Here is a 15161-nt window from a genome sequence, read left to right as displayed (position 1 = left end):
GTCGGTGACTGTGATCCTGCACTGCCTCCAACTTAAAGTTAAATAGATATTATGTTTACTTGTAATGCATGAGCTTTGATTCTGATGCATTCACGCAGTACAGGGAGTACCTGAGGCAGAATGCAAACAGCATAAGGGATGCCATGATAATGCCCAGGGATTCTCCCCTGAGAAGCGTGTACAGAGATCCCTTCACTAGGCATTACACCGATCTACCGGAACAGGATGCTGATGTGAAGGATCTGTCCATATCAGCAACCGACAGCAGCGAGTTTTCAAGGGAGCTGTACAGCGGGCCTTTCTTCATACTTGTGCGTTCATATTCGAAGATCCACGGGAAGATCTATGTTGACTTCAGGTCTTCCATAAAATCGGTTACACCGGAGGAGGTCAAGAAGGAAACCATAATGATGATGGAATCATCAGAACACAGGAGTCTGCTGAAGCTCATAAATTCAGAATCACCCGATATATCGCTTGTTGATGGTTCGCTCATGGGCAGGATAGGCCGGTGTCAGAACTATCAGATGTCAGTTGATGCTGATGAGGATTACTGCATGGGCCTCAGGAGCTTGCTTGAGGCTGCAGCAGGAAAGACAACGCTCGTGTTCGTTTCAAAATCCACCAGGTCAAGGGTTCTGAGGGATACGCTCCTTGATGAGGCGGAACATAACCAGCTTGTGGATGCTGAGCGGAACAGCTGGCATTTCGATCATTACATAATAAAGTCTCTTGCGGAGAGACCTGGGTATATCAAGCCATTGCCAGTTAGGATGGGCATAGGAAACCTATCCCTGGAAGTTATGGTATCAGATATTCTCCCCCGGCTGGAGGATGTGCCGATAAGGTTCGAGGTGTTCGGAAGCCATGTGCCGTTCGAGAAGGTGCTTCAGGTTATGATGTATGGTTATACGGGCTACAAGGTCTACAATCTCTGGCTTTCCGATATAGATAACATGGTCAAGTTTCGGAAAAATGAGGTTGAGAACGTTTACCTGAAGGAATTTGAACGCACAACCGGCATCCCTTTTTATGAGACCAGAGGTGAGAGGCGTGCAAGGATCAGGATCTGAAATAGGATATACGGTTGGAGACAACAGATCGGAATCTTATATGTTTGTTGTGAATCCAGAGATACAGATCAAGAAGTGGGAATATGTGTACATAAAGGCTTACGAGGATCTCATACTCGGGAGGGTTGAAGATCTTCTTTCGAGGAGCGATCTTCTGAACGATCGCATAGACTTCAACAGCGTCAGAAAGTATTCAGAGAACAGGATGAACGAAAACGTGGATCTGTGCATTGTGCGTATAATAGGGAGCGTGAAGGATGGCAAAATATCGCGGTCAAGATATCTCATAAGGCCGGGACAGCCCGTATACAGGGCGGAAAAGGAAATACTTGAAAGCATACTCAGATTCGATGATGACAGATCGCTGTTCCTCGGACATCTTGCGGATCAGCCTGACGTCAAGGTCTTTGCCAACATAAACGGCCTCAGGCGGCATCTCGCCATAATAGCGCAGACCGGTGCGGGAAAGAGCCATACCGCGGGTGTAATAATGGAGGAGCTTCTGAAAAAGGGTGCCTCCATAATAGTTCTGGATCCGCATGCGGACTACGTGCTAATGAAGAACAGCCAGAACCCGCTGTACAGGGACAGCGTGAGGGTGTTCCGCACTCCGATGAGCACTGGGCGCTATACCGAGAGGCTGGGAAAGGTTGATGACTTCACCATAAGGTTCCAGGACCTCAACTACGAAGAGGTCTGCGATATAATGGGCATCCACGAGAATTATGTGAACCAGGCAAATGTTGTGAAGAAGATCATGGAGGAACTGCGCGGAAGGAAGGATGTCGATGAATTCATAGAGAAGAGCGACAGCATTGATGTTGAGCATCGCATAACAGCCAGGATAAAATACCTGCGCAGGATCAAAAACATCTTCGGAACCAGGACCACCGATATCGGAGAATATCTTGCGCCGTCAAGGATGAGCGTGATCGATCTCTCCGGCCTCGATCAGAGCTTAGCCAACTACTTTGCCTACAGGGTAATTAGCCAGGTGTACGATGCAAAGACCACGGGATCGTTCGAGTATCCTGTATTCCTGTTCATCGAAGAGGCGCACAACTTTGCGCCGCCTGAGAAGAACAGAGGTGCTGGGTCTTCCAGGCTCCTCTACGATCTGGTCAAGAAGATAGCAGCAGAAGGCAGAAAATTCGGCATATTCCTTGCGATAATAACACAGAGGCCTGGAAAGATCGATCAGGACGTGCTGAGCCAGTGCAACTCCCAGATAATTCTCCGTATCACCAATCCCGTTGACCAGAAGGCCATACTTGAGAGCAGCGAAAATATGAGCGCATCGCTCATGGAGGATCTTCCTTCGCTCGACATAGGCGAGGCCATCATAATAGGTGAAATCGTAAAGATGCCAACGATAGCTAAGATCAGGCAGAGAGAGACCGAGGAAGGCGGGGTTGACGTTGACATAACCGAGATGCTGAAGAAGGCCAGAGAGGAAGCCTCTAAGACACGAGATCCGTCAGAGATACTTGAGAGGACAAGAAAACTCATCGAGTGATGCACATGCCAAGGTTCATGCACTTTTCCGATACGCATATAGGATACAGATCATTGGTCCTTGATGAGAGGGAACAGGACTTCTACGATGCTTTTCATGAGGCCATAGATGTCGCGCTGGACAGCAGCGTTGACTTCGTCATACACACGGGCGATCTCTTCGATACATGGGTGCCAGGTAACAGGGCCATTAAGGAGTTCAGGAATGCCGTCATGAAACTGAATGCTAAGAACATACCGATGTTTGTCATATTCGGTGATCACGACAGGCCAAGGAGGAACGGTGAACCGGCAGCCGGGATCTTCGACTTTCTCGGTGTCCAGGTGCTTGGACGCGATCAATATGAGTACGTGGTGAGAAGGTTCGACGGTGAAGACGTCCTTATTGGAGGCATCTCAAATATGAAAGGGTACATGAAGCCGAAACTTAAAGAGGAATATGGGAGGTCTGAAAAGATAGAGGATGGTTATAGAAACCGCATACTGATGTCCCATCAGGCCATCGATCCATTCTTCGTGCCGGATCAGTGCGAGGCAAAGCTGAACGATCTCCCTATGAATTTTTCATACATCGCTATGGGCCACCTGCACGATTTCATGGAACGCAGAATTGGCCCTCTGATATCATATCCAGGGTCAACGGAGATAAAGAGCGAGAACGAGATAAACGGGTACCTGAAGCAGGGCAAGGGCGTCAACATAGTGGATATCAGAAACGGTGAGGTCGATCTACAGCGTGTTCGGTTGAAGAGCGTCAGGCCACAGATCAAGGTGGAGAGCGATGCGGAAAACTATATACGCGACATCACCAGCAGACTCTCATCCCTGAAGATCGGTGATGATGGAAAGAAACCGCTTGTCAGCCTGGAGATCCATGGAGACATCTCCATGGAGACAGTGATTCAGGAGATATCGAAATTCGATGATGCCATATTCTCAAGGCCAAAGATCAGGAAGGAATCCACAATACCGTCCATACATACAGAAACTGCAGATCTCAGGGATTATTTCACCGCATACCTGAAGGACGAGAGACTGGCTGACCTTGCCATGAAGATCATGGCGCATTCAAGAAGCGAGGATATCGAAGGGATCATGAAGGAGATAGAGGTGCTTTACGGTGATAATAGACAGGATACGCCTGATTAATTTCCTCTCGCATGAGGACAGCGAGATCTACTTCGATACCGGCGTGAACGTCATAGTTGGCCATAATGGGGCTGGAAAATCAAGCATAATAGATGCAATACGTTTCGCGCTCTTCGGCGACAGGAGGACGAAGAAGATCGAGGACATGATAAGAAAGGGGGCGAAGAGCATGGAAGTGGAGATGGAGTTCAGGAATGCAGGGCACAAGTACATTATCAGGAGGTCCGTGACGAGGAGATCCAAAAATCCAGAGAGCAACGCCATGATAATGGTTGATGGGAATGCGCTTTCCCAATCGGTGAAGGACGCGAACGATTACATAGAGAAGAACATAATAACCAAGGGCAAGGACGTGTTTCTGAATTCCATATTCTCCAAGCAGGGAGAGATGGATGACCTGATCTCCGGGGATCCTGCCAGAAGAAAACAGCTTCTCGATGAGATACTTGAGATCGACAGGCTCGAGGAAACATACGTCATGCTCAAGGATGTCATCGACAGTATGCAGAGATCGATATCAAACCTGGATTATCTCGTATCGGACAATGACAGGGACAAGCAGGATCTTGAACGTTACAGAAATGATATATCGGAGATATCGAAGCTGATAGAGAGGGATCAGAACGCTGAAGCTGAACTAAGTAAGAAAGAGATGGAAGCCAGAACACGGTATGAGGAACTCAAAAGTCAGATAACCACCTTCAATACGAAGCTGGACACAATGAGATCTTATCTGGACGAGGCTGCCAGAAATGAGAATGAAATAAAGAGCATAGAGAAAAAGCTGCAGGAGATATCAAGATCGATGCAGAGGTACGGTGAGATAACATCCTCTGAAGTTTATCTGAACAGAGATAGGATCAGGGCCTACTGGATCGACAAGGGACAGCTTCAAGAATACATGAAATCGCTTTCACGGCTCGATGATCAGATAAAAACCTATGAGGACAGCATGAAGCTGGCCAGTGAACTGGAAGCCCAGCACGAGGAGTACGAAAGGAAAAGGGTGAGGCTTGACGAGATAAAACATGAACTTGATGATCTTAGGCAGTACGAGAGCAAATACGGATCGTTTTCCCTTGGGCTACAGCAAAAGGTGGAGACTCTTAATGACTACAGCCGGAAGAAGGAGTCCCTGGGGGCGGAGATATCGAGGATCGTGGGCAAGCCTTTCAGCAGCACAGGAGAACTCCAGGCGATATACGATGACGTAAGAAAGCGTCTTGATAACGTCACAGAAGTACAGGGCGACCTCAAGGTCAGAATGGGAACCATGAAACAGCAGGAGAATGAGATCAGGAGGAACATGGGACTTCTTGGGGGACACAACACCTGCCCGGTATGCGGGACTGATCTCGGTGAGAAAGGATCCAGAGATCTCCTCGATCACTACTCGGAGGAGATCAAAAGGCTCGATAACGAAATGAAGAAGATCGAAGAGGAGATCTCAAAATATGAGGACGAGAAGAAGACGTTGAGATCCCTTGAGACATACCTTGCGAGTGGTAAGATCAGGGAATACTCTTCACTTGAGAATCAGATCATGGATCTTGAGAAGAAGATAGGCGAAGACAGAGATTCGCTTTCCAGCCTTGAGGAAAAGCATCAGAGGTACGTTCAGCTGGATCAGGAGTACAGATCCATCGATCTGGATGATCTCAGGAAAAAGGATGAAAAATGGAGGAATGCAAAGGCCACAGTCGAAGCCATCGGTGACATAGATGCCCTGAAAAGGGACAGGGATGATCTCCTCCAGAAGATCAGGGAAACGCAGGGCAGAACGGAGGAGATGGAATCGAAATTCGGGGATATAAATTCGTATACACCATCTTACATAAGCGGATTGGAGGATGAGGCTAGGTCACTCGAAGCGGAGGTCAGAAAAGCCGATGAGCTTGGAAGGCAGAAGGACACACTGCTTAATAAAATACAGGAACTCAGGGCGAGATCCGCCGGCATGGATGCGATAGAGAGGCAAAGGAAAGAGGCAGAGGAGAATCTTAATGTCGCTGGACAACAGTTAAATGGCATCACCGCTCAGATAAAGAAAACGATAGAATCCATCTCAGGGAATAGATCGAAGGCTGATACCATAAGATCCCGTATGAACGAACTTGAAGAGAAGATAAGAGAGAGGGACCAGGAAATAGAGAGGATGAGGAGGATCGAAAAAGCGATAGACAGCATGAGGAAGATAAGGGAGGCGTTCAGCAAGAACGGGGTTCCCGCGCTGATAAGGCAGAGCGTGTCAGAGTACCTGACATCGAAGACGCGCGATTACCTCTCCAGCTTCGAGCTTGATTTCGATGACGTGTCGATCGATCAGGACTTCAATGTGACCATATACAGAGGCGGTATTCCTGAGGGTATCGATTCCCTCAGCGGAGGAGAGAGGACAGCCGTTGCATTTGCAATAAGGGTTGCCGTGGCTCAGTTCCTGAACACGGATCTGAGTCTGCTCATACTTGACGAACCTACCGCTTTCCTGGACGAGGAGAGGAGGAACAGCCTTTCGAACATCATCGAGTATACGCTCAAGGACAGCTCAATCATACCCCAGGTGATAATAATTTCTCATCATAGAGAACTGCTTTCGAGCGCAAACGTGGCCATAGAGGTGAAGAAGGTAGGCGGTAAATCCGTCGTGATCAATGCGGATTAGCGTATGCAGAAATCTTCGATTTTTTTTTCTTTTCTGATGATTTCACGCAACAGGCAAATAATGGCTATGCGAACGGCATTTGCATACGGATAAGCGTTATATAGTGCCCAGATATTCCTCAATTCCGTGATGCATTGCCCGATAACAGGTGGTTCGTTAGCTATCTGATGTCCAGCATGGCCTCTGGCATCACAAACCCAATGATACCACTGTTTGTGGTCGTGTATCTTCATTCAAACGTCTTCTTTGTGGGGCTTGCATCAGCCATATCATCCGCGGCATCCGTCCCAGCTCTGATCTTCTGGGGAGATCTTTCGGACGCAATATCGAGGAGAAAGATCTTCGTCCTCATAGGATTCTTTGGCGCCTTTGCATCATTTCTGCCCATATTATTAGTGCATGACATCTATCAGTATCTGGTGATATTGATAGCATTTCAGGTTCTGGCGATGGCTAGTGTGCCGGTATCAACCATCATGCTGCTGGAGCAGAATGACAGGTCCGTCTGGCCACAGATAATATCGAAGTTCAGCATGATATCAGGCATCGGATCCGTCCTCGGTCTCGGACTAGGAACCACATTGATAACCTTCTACTACAGCCCATCTGACCTGCCATATGTGTACATTGTATCCTCAGCCGTGTACCTCATCGCGGGGATCATGGCCATAAGGTTCATACGCGAGCCGGAGAGGGCGCTGAACAGGAATTCGATACAGGCAAGCACGTTCAGGGTTATAGAGAGGACACGCTTTTTCCCTGCCGCAGTCATACACTACCTGCGCCTGAATGGAAGGAAAAACGGACACCGTCTTGATGGGAATCTCGTATTTTTCATATCGATGACCGCTTTCCTGATGTTCGGCTTCCAGCTCTTCTTTGTTCCATATCCGGTCATGGTGATAGATTTCGGAGCCAACAATACACTGATATTCCTCATGTATATGCTCAACTCTGCTTTCTCCACGGTTTCCTTCATCTTCTCCGGACGCATCGTTGACAGGATAGGCGGCAAAACAGCACTTTTCCTCGCTGTGACCACTCGTATAATCGTCTTCGGCATCTCATCGCTGATACCGGGTATATCATCCAAGGATCTGGCGATAATTTCTGCAGTGAGTATATATTCGTTTCTGGGAGGTGTCTGGAGCATCATAAGCGTGAGCCAGACTAACTATGTCTCGAAGAACGCAACACAGCAGACCAGAGGAAAGGCCATCGGGCTCTACAACTCACTGCTCGGTGTTGGGCAGATATTCGGAGGCCTGGTTTCCGGTGAGGTCACCACCCTTTTTGGGTACTCCATCGATTACCTGATGGCGGCAGCGGTGATAACCTTAGGTATTGCCATAATAATGAGAATATATAGGGGAGAAAAACTCTTTAAAGCCAGAACAAGGCCCATAGTGTAGAAATGGCAATAAAGACAATTCTGGCATGATCAAATGTCCTTGGGTATTATAACGTCAGATCAGGCTCATGCTGCCCCTGTACTTTTCCCGGTCTATCTTTATTCCGTTGGGCGTTATCATTATCATGTTTTTCGATACCTTGGCAACGTCGCCATTAATCTCCTTCCCCATGCTTGCACATTTCTCCATGATGCGCCTCGACGATACCTCATCAGTTACGCCAGATATATCAACCATGAGTATGTTTCCGTTATAGATGAAGCGGCTTGCGTCCAGCAGATCCTCGTAAGTGTATATCTCAGCTACCTTGACGATCCTCTGATCCTCAGGCGAGTTCTCAGGGGGGTATCTCGCAAGGTCTATGTATCTGACCTTTCCATCATTCTTTTTCTGGTCAGTTTTCTTCCTGAAGAGCATGATCAAAGATCTGCATTGCGTATTTAAACTTAGCACTGGGAGGAAGAAAACCTCCGCAAACGAAAAACGCAGTATTCTGCCTAAATTTATATATAGTGTGCCTATGCCCATCATTTAGACATAGCTTGAACTTCCACAGTCCTCGTAGCAGAAACGGCGCTGGCACTGCGATACCAACATCGGATCTAATGATATACTATGCATCATACAATATATTTGCGTTCGCAAACGGCATGTTCGGTATATTCATCAACATACTGTTCTTCACAAGATTCAGCATACTGAGCGTGATGGAGTATCAGGCAGCGATACAGACCACGCAGACCATCATGTTCATCGTTTCTGGCTATATTCTCAGGTTCACCAACGCAAGGGCGCTTTTCTCAATTGGGACAATAGCAAGATCCGTCATAATTTTCGGCATGATCTTCATCAGAGGCCCATTCTACGTTCCTTACACCTTCGGTCTTCTTTACGGGATACCATCTGGGGTTTTCTGGGCAGGTAACAACACACTCAGCCAGGCCATAACCAGGAAGGTCAACAGGTTCAACTTCCTGTCAACGAACTCAGCCTTATCGAGTGCGGCCGGTCTGCTGGCACCGCTCATAGCCGGTTTCATAGTATCCGAGTCTCATGGGACAGGCATCGCCAGGTACAGGCTTGACTTCCTCATTTCTGCGCTCCTGCTCATAGCTGCAGGTATAATAGCAATGACCATAAGGGAGACCGGTGAGAGGAGGAAGAGCTTTAGCGTCAGGGACACGATCATCAACAATCCCGAGTACCTGCGTTTCAAGATATTCTTCTTTCTCTCGAACATGATGACCATAGTGATATCGACCTTTGTGCCCGTCTATGTATTCTACCTGACCCACAGCTACATAATAGCAGGTTTCTTCGGCACATTTTCCGCCATCATAGTGATATCATCCAACGTGTCCTCAATGTACCTTCAGAGGAGGATAGGGTCATCTTACCGCACCATAATTGCGATCGTGATCGCTTCATCTTTCCTCTACGCTGTCCGCGGTCAATATGCCATTATAGCCGTTTTCGTGGCATCCGGCATAATAACATTCCTGATGACGCCGCTTGGAAACGCGGCCATGTCAAGCTTCATGAACTTTCTTGACGGGATCGAATACACCTCCGGGTACTGGATAAACAGGGAATACTATCTGGTATCAGGAAGGATCATAGCTTTCCTGATTTTATCCGTTATTTCCATAGCCGGCGTATCGATATACGATTATGCGCTGGCCATACCGGCATTATCGTTCACCGTCATAGGCTATATAAAGGCCCTGAAGTGATCACTCAGAAACGCGCTTTACGAAGAGCGCAAAGAGATTGTGGAAACCATCATGCCAGGTCTTGAGCTTTGGTTTCGTTATCCTTACGCCATACCTTATGGGTATCTCCATGAAGACCCCGTGCCTTACGGCCTCTATCTTTATGTTCTGCGAGAATGACATGCCGTTTCCCAGGTTCTTCATCTTCCTGTATATCTCTGAACGGAAGATCCACATGCCGCTCTGCGAATCAACCATCCTTACCTTGAAGAGTATCCTTATAGTGAGGTTGAGTACCATGTTGCCAACGTAGTGAAGGGTTGTGTAGTTAGTGCTTGTCCTGAACGTTATCCTGTCGCACGAGATGAAATCCACACGGTCCACAAGGAGAAGCTCGATCAGTGGCTTCACAACGTCTGTGGGATAAGTACCATCTCCATCCATGCACACGATTATATCGCCAGATGCCGCCGGTATTCCGGTCTGGTATGCCCGTCCATAACCACGCCTGGGTTCCTCTATGACCCTGGCGCCCTTTGATCTGGCTATCTCCCTCGTCCTGTCCGTGGAATTTGTATCAACAACTATTATCTCTGAATTCCTGAAATCAGAACGTATCCCGTCAATGACTGATCCTATAGTACCTTCTTCGTTTATCGTTGGAATCACAAAGCTGACCCTGCTGTCATCGATCATCATCGGCACACACTCTTTACACGGCGGCCCCTGTATCCGAAAACCGGCATCCCAATATGAGACCGGATCGGATATACTGCTGTTCGAAGGCGCTTTAAGATCAAACGATGCATAGATTTAAATTTATCCTCATTTGGTAAAACCTATTTCCGCACCATCTGGCTTCCACGAGAAATCTGCATAAATAAATTTATAAAAATAGCTTAATTTATAGGAATTATTTTTAAAAACAATCAGATGATAATCATTATAAACAAATTAGTGATATACCATTATGTCTCTTGTAAACAAAGCGGCACCTGACTTCGAGGCTAATGCCTTCGTAAACGGCCAGGTAAAGAAAGTTAGACTGAGCAGCTATAGAGGAAAGTGGGTAGTTCTGTTCTTTTACCCAGCGGATTTCACCTTCGTGTGCCCAACTGAGGTTGAGGGATTCGCCGAAGACTATGAGAAGTTCAAGAAGAAGAACACGGAAGTGATATCGGTCAGCGCTGATACCGTATACGTGCACCAGGCATGGGTTCAGCACGACGAGAGAGTCGCAAAGGCAAAGTTCCCGATGGTCGAGGACAGAAAGGGCAACATAGCAAAGGCTTACGATGTGTACAACGAGGAAACTGGAAACGCACAGAGAGGCCTATTCATAATAAATCCGGATGGCATCGTCAAATACGTGGTAATAACCGACGACAACGTTGGCAGGAGCACGGACGAGACGCTCAGGGTTCTCGAGGCCCTGCAGTCTGGCGGTCTATGCCCGGTCAACTGGCACGAGGGCCAGCCGACAATAAAGGTCTGAACAGACCTCATTTCTTTATTTTTTTATACGAATAATATGATATGTAGGGCAGTACGAATACAGCGAACAGTGTTATGAAAAGGTAATCGTAGGCGTACTGCGGTACTTCGTTGTAATATGGCCATTGACCGTACAGACGCATTATGTTGAGCTTTATCAGGCCAAGCCACGGTATCTGGCCATAGGCCACTGCGACCACCTTATCTGGTTTGACAGGCGGGTATCCGAATATGTTCTGATCCGCGGCAATGTATGCATCGTATTTCGATACGAATATCGGAGATGTTGCTAGGTTGTGGTCGCCGACGGTTATGAAACCGTCTTGCCCCTGAAGTCCCTGCAGATTCACGTATAGATTCCTACCGTTGTAGCTGCAGTTGTATATTATCACGTAGTCCTTTGTAACGATCATCCAGCTCTGGTTGTGATAGCCATAAACCACGGGCGTTCCGTTATTCCAGGACAGGTAGAACATTGCCCGGTGGATTATCACATCGCCGTTCGGTGCATTGTAAAGTATTACGTTACCATACTCTCCGTAGGTTCTGTAGTTAATCTCCCTGCCAACAACGTACGTTATCACGTCCTTCACAGGATCGTTCACCTTCTTGAGCAAAACGATGTCTCCAGTATTTATGACGCCGAACTCCCAGGCGCTGGAATGCTGCATGCTCTCCGATTCCACAACTGACGCTGGGGGCCATATCCCGCCGTATATGGTGAGCGATGCCATGATCAGCACGATCGCTATGACCAGGATGATCGTTCCATGCTTCAATAAATATCGAATTGCAGACAACGCGTTCCGTATCAAACCATCATATTTTATACCTTTCTGGCCGGAGAAATTTAGACTCGCTCTTTAGACTCATATGCGTGTTTCTCATTAAAATTACGCCAGTGTCGCCTCACATAGACGCATGTCCTGCCCGAAGACCAATACCGAGAATACTAAGCCTGCGCTTTATTGATCTGTCGTATGCAAATTGCAGATAACATCTTTATAATAAGTTCAACTATACAACTATGTTTTTTGTAGCGACCATAGGCAAGGCTCACGAAAAGATAGAGGGGTACAGCTATAACGCAATGCTGAGGTACATACTATCACTGAACCCCAGCAAAATATACGTGACCTATCTGACTCACTACGATTACGATCATGGTCTCTACGGAGAGGAGATAAGAAAGCTGATGAGCGAGGACATGCTTGCGGACAGGGTATCGTTTCGTGGCGCTGACGAGAAGAAGTACAGCACGCTATATCAGAAGTACATCGAGGAAAATCGATCATCGCCTGAATTCGTGATCAAGTTCAACGTTCTCGACATAATGAATACTACGCTGAATTCCTATCTCGAAGGCTACTGGAAGGATCCACAGACGGTAAATTCAGAGGTCACAGATTCTCTGTACAGGGCAAAGCACAGGCTTACATCGGCGATGTTCCCTGAGCTTGAGGTCCTTACCTGGGAGAACAAGCACAGGGAGATCATGGAGAACATAGAGATGACCGGAGTTACGCCAAATACGATGATACTGTGCCCTGCAGAGAGCAGGTACTGGTTCATCGATCATTTCGGGCCTCACCGATGAATACGGCCGTTGCCTTGAATACTTCTTTTTGACCGGCCTGATCGATAATCCTGCACAGGAACCATTATCCATTCCAAGGCTATCACCCAGCAAGGTATACGCTTGTCTGAACCGACATTCACCTACAGATCCATCCTTATGAGAAAACAGATGCAGGCTGTATCTGGAGCGCAGTTCATAAGGGTGCTCGCAAGATCCCAGATATGGATATTCATACCGGTATACCTGACAAGGGTGAGAGGCCTGCCCGTGTACTTCAGCGGCATACTATTCCTGCTCACTGCAATAATCGCCCTTCCGTTTTCCGTCTACGGGGGGAACCTTGTCGATACCATAGGCAGGAGAAAGGTCTCGCTCGCCATACCGCTTTTCCTCTTCGTACTCATGATCATAACGGCATTTTCAGTGCTCTACAGGGCAGGTATCATATCCATCGTCATAGAATTCCTGTCAATAGAACCAATATCTGTGATACAGTGGATTGCGGATAATGCAATAGTGTCAGACGTGACCGGTATAGGTGAACGTACAGGCTCATTCGGAATCCTGCGAATTGCAGGCAATCTTGGTTTTAGTGCTGGGCCTGCAATTGGTGGTTTTCTGGCCGATTACTCATACTCCTATATATTCTTTTTCGGTGCTGCAGGAGCCATAGTTGAACTCCTTCTCTACTACTTCCTTGTGAACGAAACCGGTAAACTCAGGAAGGGGTCCGGAAGGTTCAGCATGCCATTAGCGGACAGATACTTCGTCATAGTCGCAATAATGATAGGAGTGACGTACTTTGTCTCTGGACAGTGGGGTACAACGCTCACACTGTTCCTTTCTGTCGTCTACAGGGTCTCCAATAACATGATAGGTATCCTTTACTCAATCAATGGCATAACGGTGATACTGCTGCAAATGCCTATAATCAGGGTTATTGAGAAGATCAACGGCTTCTGGCAGCTTGCTCTCGGTACGATCGTCTATGGCTTAGGATTCTTCGTACTGGCACTGACACACAACTTCGTACTCCTTGGGATCGACATAGTATTCATAACAATCGGAGAGAACATACTTGCGCCGGTCACCAATTCAATAATATCGAAGATTGCACCTGAAGACCGGAGGGGCGAATACTTCGGGTCGGCGCAACTGATAAGCGGTTTCATAGCTCCACTGGCACCTGTCCTGGGCACATTTCTGATATATAAAAACCCTTCAGATCCGCTGATGATATGGACGCCTGTGCTTATAATAGCCATATTTGCGTCGGTATCGATAACCATCGCAGGAAGCATGCTGATGAGATCTATAGGCAAGCGGACCGGGTGATCAAATTAGAACATAGGTACCGGATAATTGCAGAATAACGGCGTTCTGCGAATCTGATTCCGATAACACCCATTCCACTATTATATTTGAATTACGTAATGCCAGATATCATAGCGGCAATCAGGAGCCAAATATTTCCAAAGTATGCTGGGAAGCAAAAAGAATAAATGTCTAAATGAAATTTCCCCCAGAGCTCCGGTGGTGTAGTCCGGCCAAGCATTAGGGACTCTCAATCCCCCGACTCGGGTCCAAATCCCGACCGGAGCATGAAATTCTAAGTGTTTTATATAATTCTTATCCACGTTTATTGAACGTATGGCGGTCTTCTGTTGAAATTGGTTCTAGTAGCGTCACCATATCATTTCTTAGATTTATACCATGGAGAACCTCATACGGCCCATTCAGAAAGGGAAAAATGAATAAAAACGGTGAACCATGGTTCATCAACGCCGTTAGATCATGGTTTGAGCACCGCCCTTCCCTCAATCTTTCCGGCCTTCAGGTCTTTCAGAACATCTGCAACCTCAGAGAGTGGGCGCTCCATCACCTGAGACTTCAGCACTCCCTCTGCGGCGAGCTTCAGCACCTCTCTGGCCTCCTTTCTGAAGCCTGATGCAACGCTTGTTATATCCTTTTCCTATGTGAACGCATCGAACGGTATATCTATTCTGTCCATTATTGCTGGTACCACCACGGTTCCTCCTGGCTTGACGGAACGTGCCGCATTTGCAACAATGCTGCTGTTCGGGGCGAAAACTATGGCTGCGTCATAATTTCCTTCGGGTTTTTCCAGCACCTGATACGCTCCTGAAGATTCGGCCAGTTTTGCATGCCTGGAGGTTATGGCTATGGCCTTCGCTCCGGATGCAGCTATGAGCTGTATTGCGTAATGGCCAAGCCCGCCCACGCCGAATACGGCAATCTTCTTTCCAGCCTCTGGATGCGTTCTTTTTACAGCAGTATAGGCCGTTATACCTGCGCAGAAGAGAGGAGCCGCCTGTGCGCTGGACACACCATCAGGTATGCTAGTGACATAGTTTCCATCCAGGGCGACTATGGGACATAAGTAGCCTATCCATTCACAAGCATCAGGTTGTGCAGCAGTCCCTTGCAGAATCCGGAGGTTTCAATCCGGTCTCTTCTCCTCTGGAATATCATATGTCTAGTTGATCTCTTGTCTGCAGAGAATCCTGCTTCAGAATTGCTTCTTCTGAAGTATTCCCTCAGATA

14 protein-coding genes, 1 tRNA gene and 1 pseudogene are annotated in these 15161 nt (G+C 47.5%); 10 read left to right on the top strand and 6 right to left on the bottom strand.

Annotated elements, in window-relative coordinates; genetic code table 11:
- Positions 1–68 precede the first annotated feature (68 nt).
- The 5 genes from F6Q11_RS03490 to F6Q11_RS03470 all read left to right on the top strand — a co-directional run bounded on the left by F6Q11_RS03490 (position 69) and on the right by F6Q11_RS03470 (position 7811).
- Entirely contained in the window at positions 69–1073 is a 1005-nt protein-coding gene (locus tag F6Q11_RS03490; protein WP_297026320.1) for a DNA double-strand break repair nuclease NurA, read from the top strand.
- On the top strand, positions 1033–2589 hold the full coding sequence (locus tag F6Q11_RS03485) for an ATP-binding protein (RefSeq protein ID WP_297026319.1): 1557 nt from the start codon (positions 1033–1035) through the stop codon (positions 2587–2589). The genes F6Q11_RS03490 and F6Q11_RS03485 overlap by 41 nt, the downstream gene beginning before the upstream one ends.
- A gap of 5 nt (positions 2590–2594) precedes the next feature.
- Complete coding sequence (locus F6Q11_RS03480; RefSeq protein WP_297026318.1) at positions 2595–3737, top strand: exonuclease SbcCD subunit D; 1143 nt, start codon at positions 2595–2597, stop codon at positions 3735–3737.
- A complete protein-coding gene (locus tag F6Q11_RS03475; RefSeq protein ID WP_297026317.1) occupies positions 3709–6399 on the top strand; it encodes a DNA double-strand break repair ATPase Rad50 in 2691 nt (896 codons plus the stop codon). Before F6Q11_RS03480 ends, F6Q11_RS03475 begins: the two co-directional genes overlap by 29 nt.
- 134 nt (positions 6400–6533) lie before the next feature.
- On the top strand, positions 6534–7811 hold the full coding sequence (locus F6Q11_RS03470) for an MFS transporter (RefSeq protein WP_297026316.1): 1278 nt from the start codon (positions 6534–6536) through the stop codon (positions 7809–7811).
- Between the two features lie 54 nt (positions 7812–7865).
- Here the strand turns inward: F6Q11_RS03470 and sepF are convergent, their stop codons facing one another.
- Positions 7866–8228 (bottom strand): cell division protein SepF, encoded by a 363-nt coding sequence (sepF, locus tag F6Q11_RS03465; protein ID WP_297026315.1) that lies wholly within the window; start codon positions 8226–8228, stop codon positions 7866–7868.
- Between the two features lie 188 nt (positions 8229–8416).
- On the opposite strand from sepF, the gene F6Q11_RS03460 reads away from it, so the two are divergent.
- Complete coding sequence (locus F6Q11_RS03460; protein WP_297026314.1) at positions 8417–9544, top strand: MFS transporter; 1128 nt, start codon at positions 8417–8419, stop codon at positions 9542–9544.
- Here F6Q11_RS03460 and F6Q11_RS03455 read toward each other — a convergent pair whose 3' ends face one another.
- Positions 9545–10222 carry a glycosyltransferase family 2 protein gene (locus F6Q11_RS03455; RefSeq protein WP_297026313.1) on the bottom strand — a complete coding sequence of 226 codons (678 nt, stop codon included), beginning with the start codon at positions 10220–10222 and terminating at the stop codon, positions 9545–9547.
- A 271-nt stretch (positions 10223–10493) separates the two neighbouring features.
- On the opposite strand from F6Q11_RS03455, the gene F6Q11_RS03450 reads away from it, so the two are divergent.
- The gene (locus F6Q11_RS03450) at positions 10494–11018 is read left to right on the top strand and encodes a peroxiredoxin (RefSeq protein WP_297026312.1); all 525 of its coding nucleotides are present in this window, start codon (positions 10494–10496) and stop codon (positions 11016–11018) included.
- 7 nt (positions 11019–11025) lie between these two features.
- Here F6Q11_RS03450 and F6Q11_RS03445 read toward each other — a convergent pair whose 3' ends face one another.
- Positions 11026–11817, bottom strand: coding sequence for a S26 family signal peptidase (locus F6Q11_RS03445; protein WP_297026311.1), 792 nt, complete (start codon positions 11815–11817; stop codon positions 11026–11028).
- A gap of 227 nt (positions 11818–12044) precedes the next feature.
- Here F6Q11_RS03445 and F6Q11_RS03440 point away from each other — a divergent pair, with 227 nt between their 5' ends.
- The 3 genes from F6Q11_RS03440 to F6Q11_RS03430 all read left to right on the top strand — a co-directional run bounded on the left by F6Q11_RS03440 (position 12045) and on the right by F6Q11_RS03430 (position 14198).
- Complete coding sequence (locus tag F6Q11_RS03440) at positions 12045–12614, top strand: hypothetical protein (protein WP_297026310.1); 570 nt, start codon at positions 12045–12047, stop codon at positions 12612–12614.
- A gap of 102 nt (positions 12615–12716) precedes the next feature.
- Complete coding sequence (locus F6Q11_RS03435) at positions 12717–13931, top strand: MFS transporter (protein WP_297026309.1); 1215 nt, start codon at positions 12717–12719, stop codon at positions 13929–13931.
- A gap of 192 nt (positions 13932–14123) precedes the next feature.
- Positions 14124–14198, top strand: a tRNA-Glu gene (locus F6Q11_RS03430).
- A 190-nt stretch (positions 14199–14388) separates the two neighbouring features.
- Here the strand turns inward: F6Q11_RS03430 and F6Q11_RS03425 are convergent.
- The 3 genes and pseudogenes from F6Q11_RS03425 to F6Q11_RS03415 form a co-directional block, all read right to left on the bottom strand.
- Positions 14389–14517, bottom strand: coding sequence for a hypothetical protein (locus F6Q11_RS03425; RefSeq protein ID WP_297026308.1), 129 nt, complete (start codon positions 14515–14517; stop codon positions 14389–14391).
- Between the two features lie 51 nt (positions 14518–14568).
- Positions 14569–14943, bottom strand: coding sequence for a hypothetical protein (locus F6Q11_RS03420; protein WP_297026307.1), 375 nt, complete (start codon positions 14941–14943; stop codon positions 14569–14571).
- Positions 14944–15002: 59 nt separating this feature from the next.
- A pseudogene (locus tag F6Q11_RS03415) lies at positions 15003–15161 on the bottom strand (ISNCY family transposase); the annotation flags it as partial.

The organism is Thermoplasma sp., assembly GCF_008709555.1.
In the GTDB taxonomy this organism is placed as follows: domain Archaea; phylum Thermoplasmatota; class Thermoplasmata; order Thermoplasmatales; family Thermoplasmataceae; genus Thermoplasma.
The sequence above is the reverse complement of the archived record's forward strand: the minus strand, read 5'-3'. Positions and strand labels throughout refer to the sequence as shown.

Coding starts and splice junctions, on each gene's coding strand:
- F6Q11_RS03490 (WP_297026320.1), top strand. CDS start 69: ATGAGCTTTGATTCTGATGCATTCACGCAGTACAGGGAGTACCTGAGG.
- F6Q11_RS03485 (WP_297026319.1), top strand. CDS start 1,033: ATGAGACCAGAGGTGAGAGGCGTGCAAGGATCAGGATCTGAAATAGGA.
- F6Q11_RS03480 (WP_297026318.1), top strand. CDS start 2,595: ATGCCAAGGTTCATGCACTTTTCCGATACGCATATAGGATACAGATCA.
- sepF (WP_297026315.1), bottom strand. CDS start 8,228: ATGCTCTTCAGGAAGAAAACTGACCAGAAAAAGAATGATGGAAAGGTC.
- F6Q11_RS03460 (WP_297026314.1), top strand. CDS start 8,417: ATGATATACTATGCATCATACAATATATTTGCGTTCGCAAACGGCATG.
- F6Q11_RS03455 (WP_297026313.1), bottom strand. CDS start 10,222: ATGATGATCGATGACAGCAGGGTCAGCTTTGTGATTCCAACGATAAAC.
- F6Q11_RS03450 (WP_297026312.1), top strand. CDS start 10,494: ATGTCTCTTGTAAACAAAGCGGCACCTGACTTCGAGGCTAATGCCTTC.
- F6Q11_RS03440 (WP_297026310.1), top strand. CDS start 12,045: ATGTTTTTTGTAGCGACCATAGGCAAGGCTCACGAAAAGATAGAGGGG.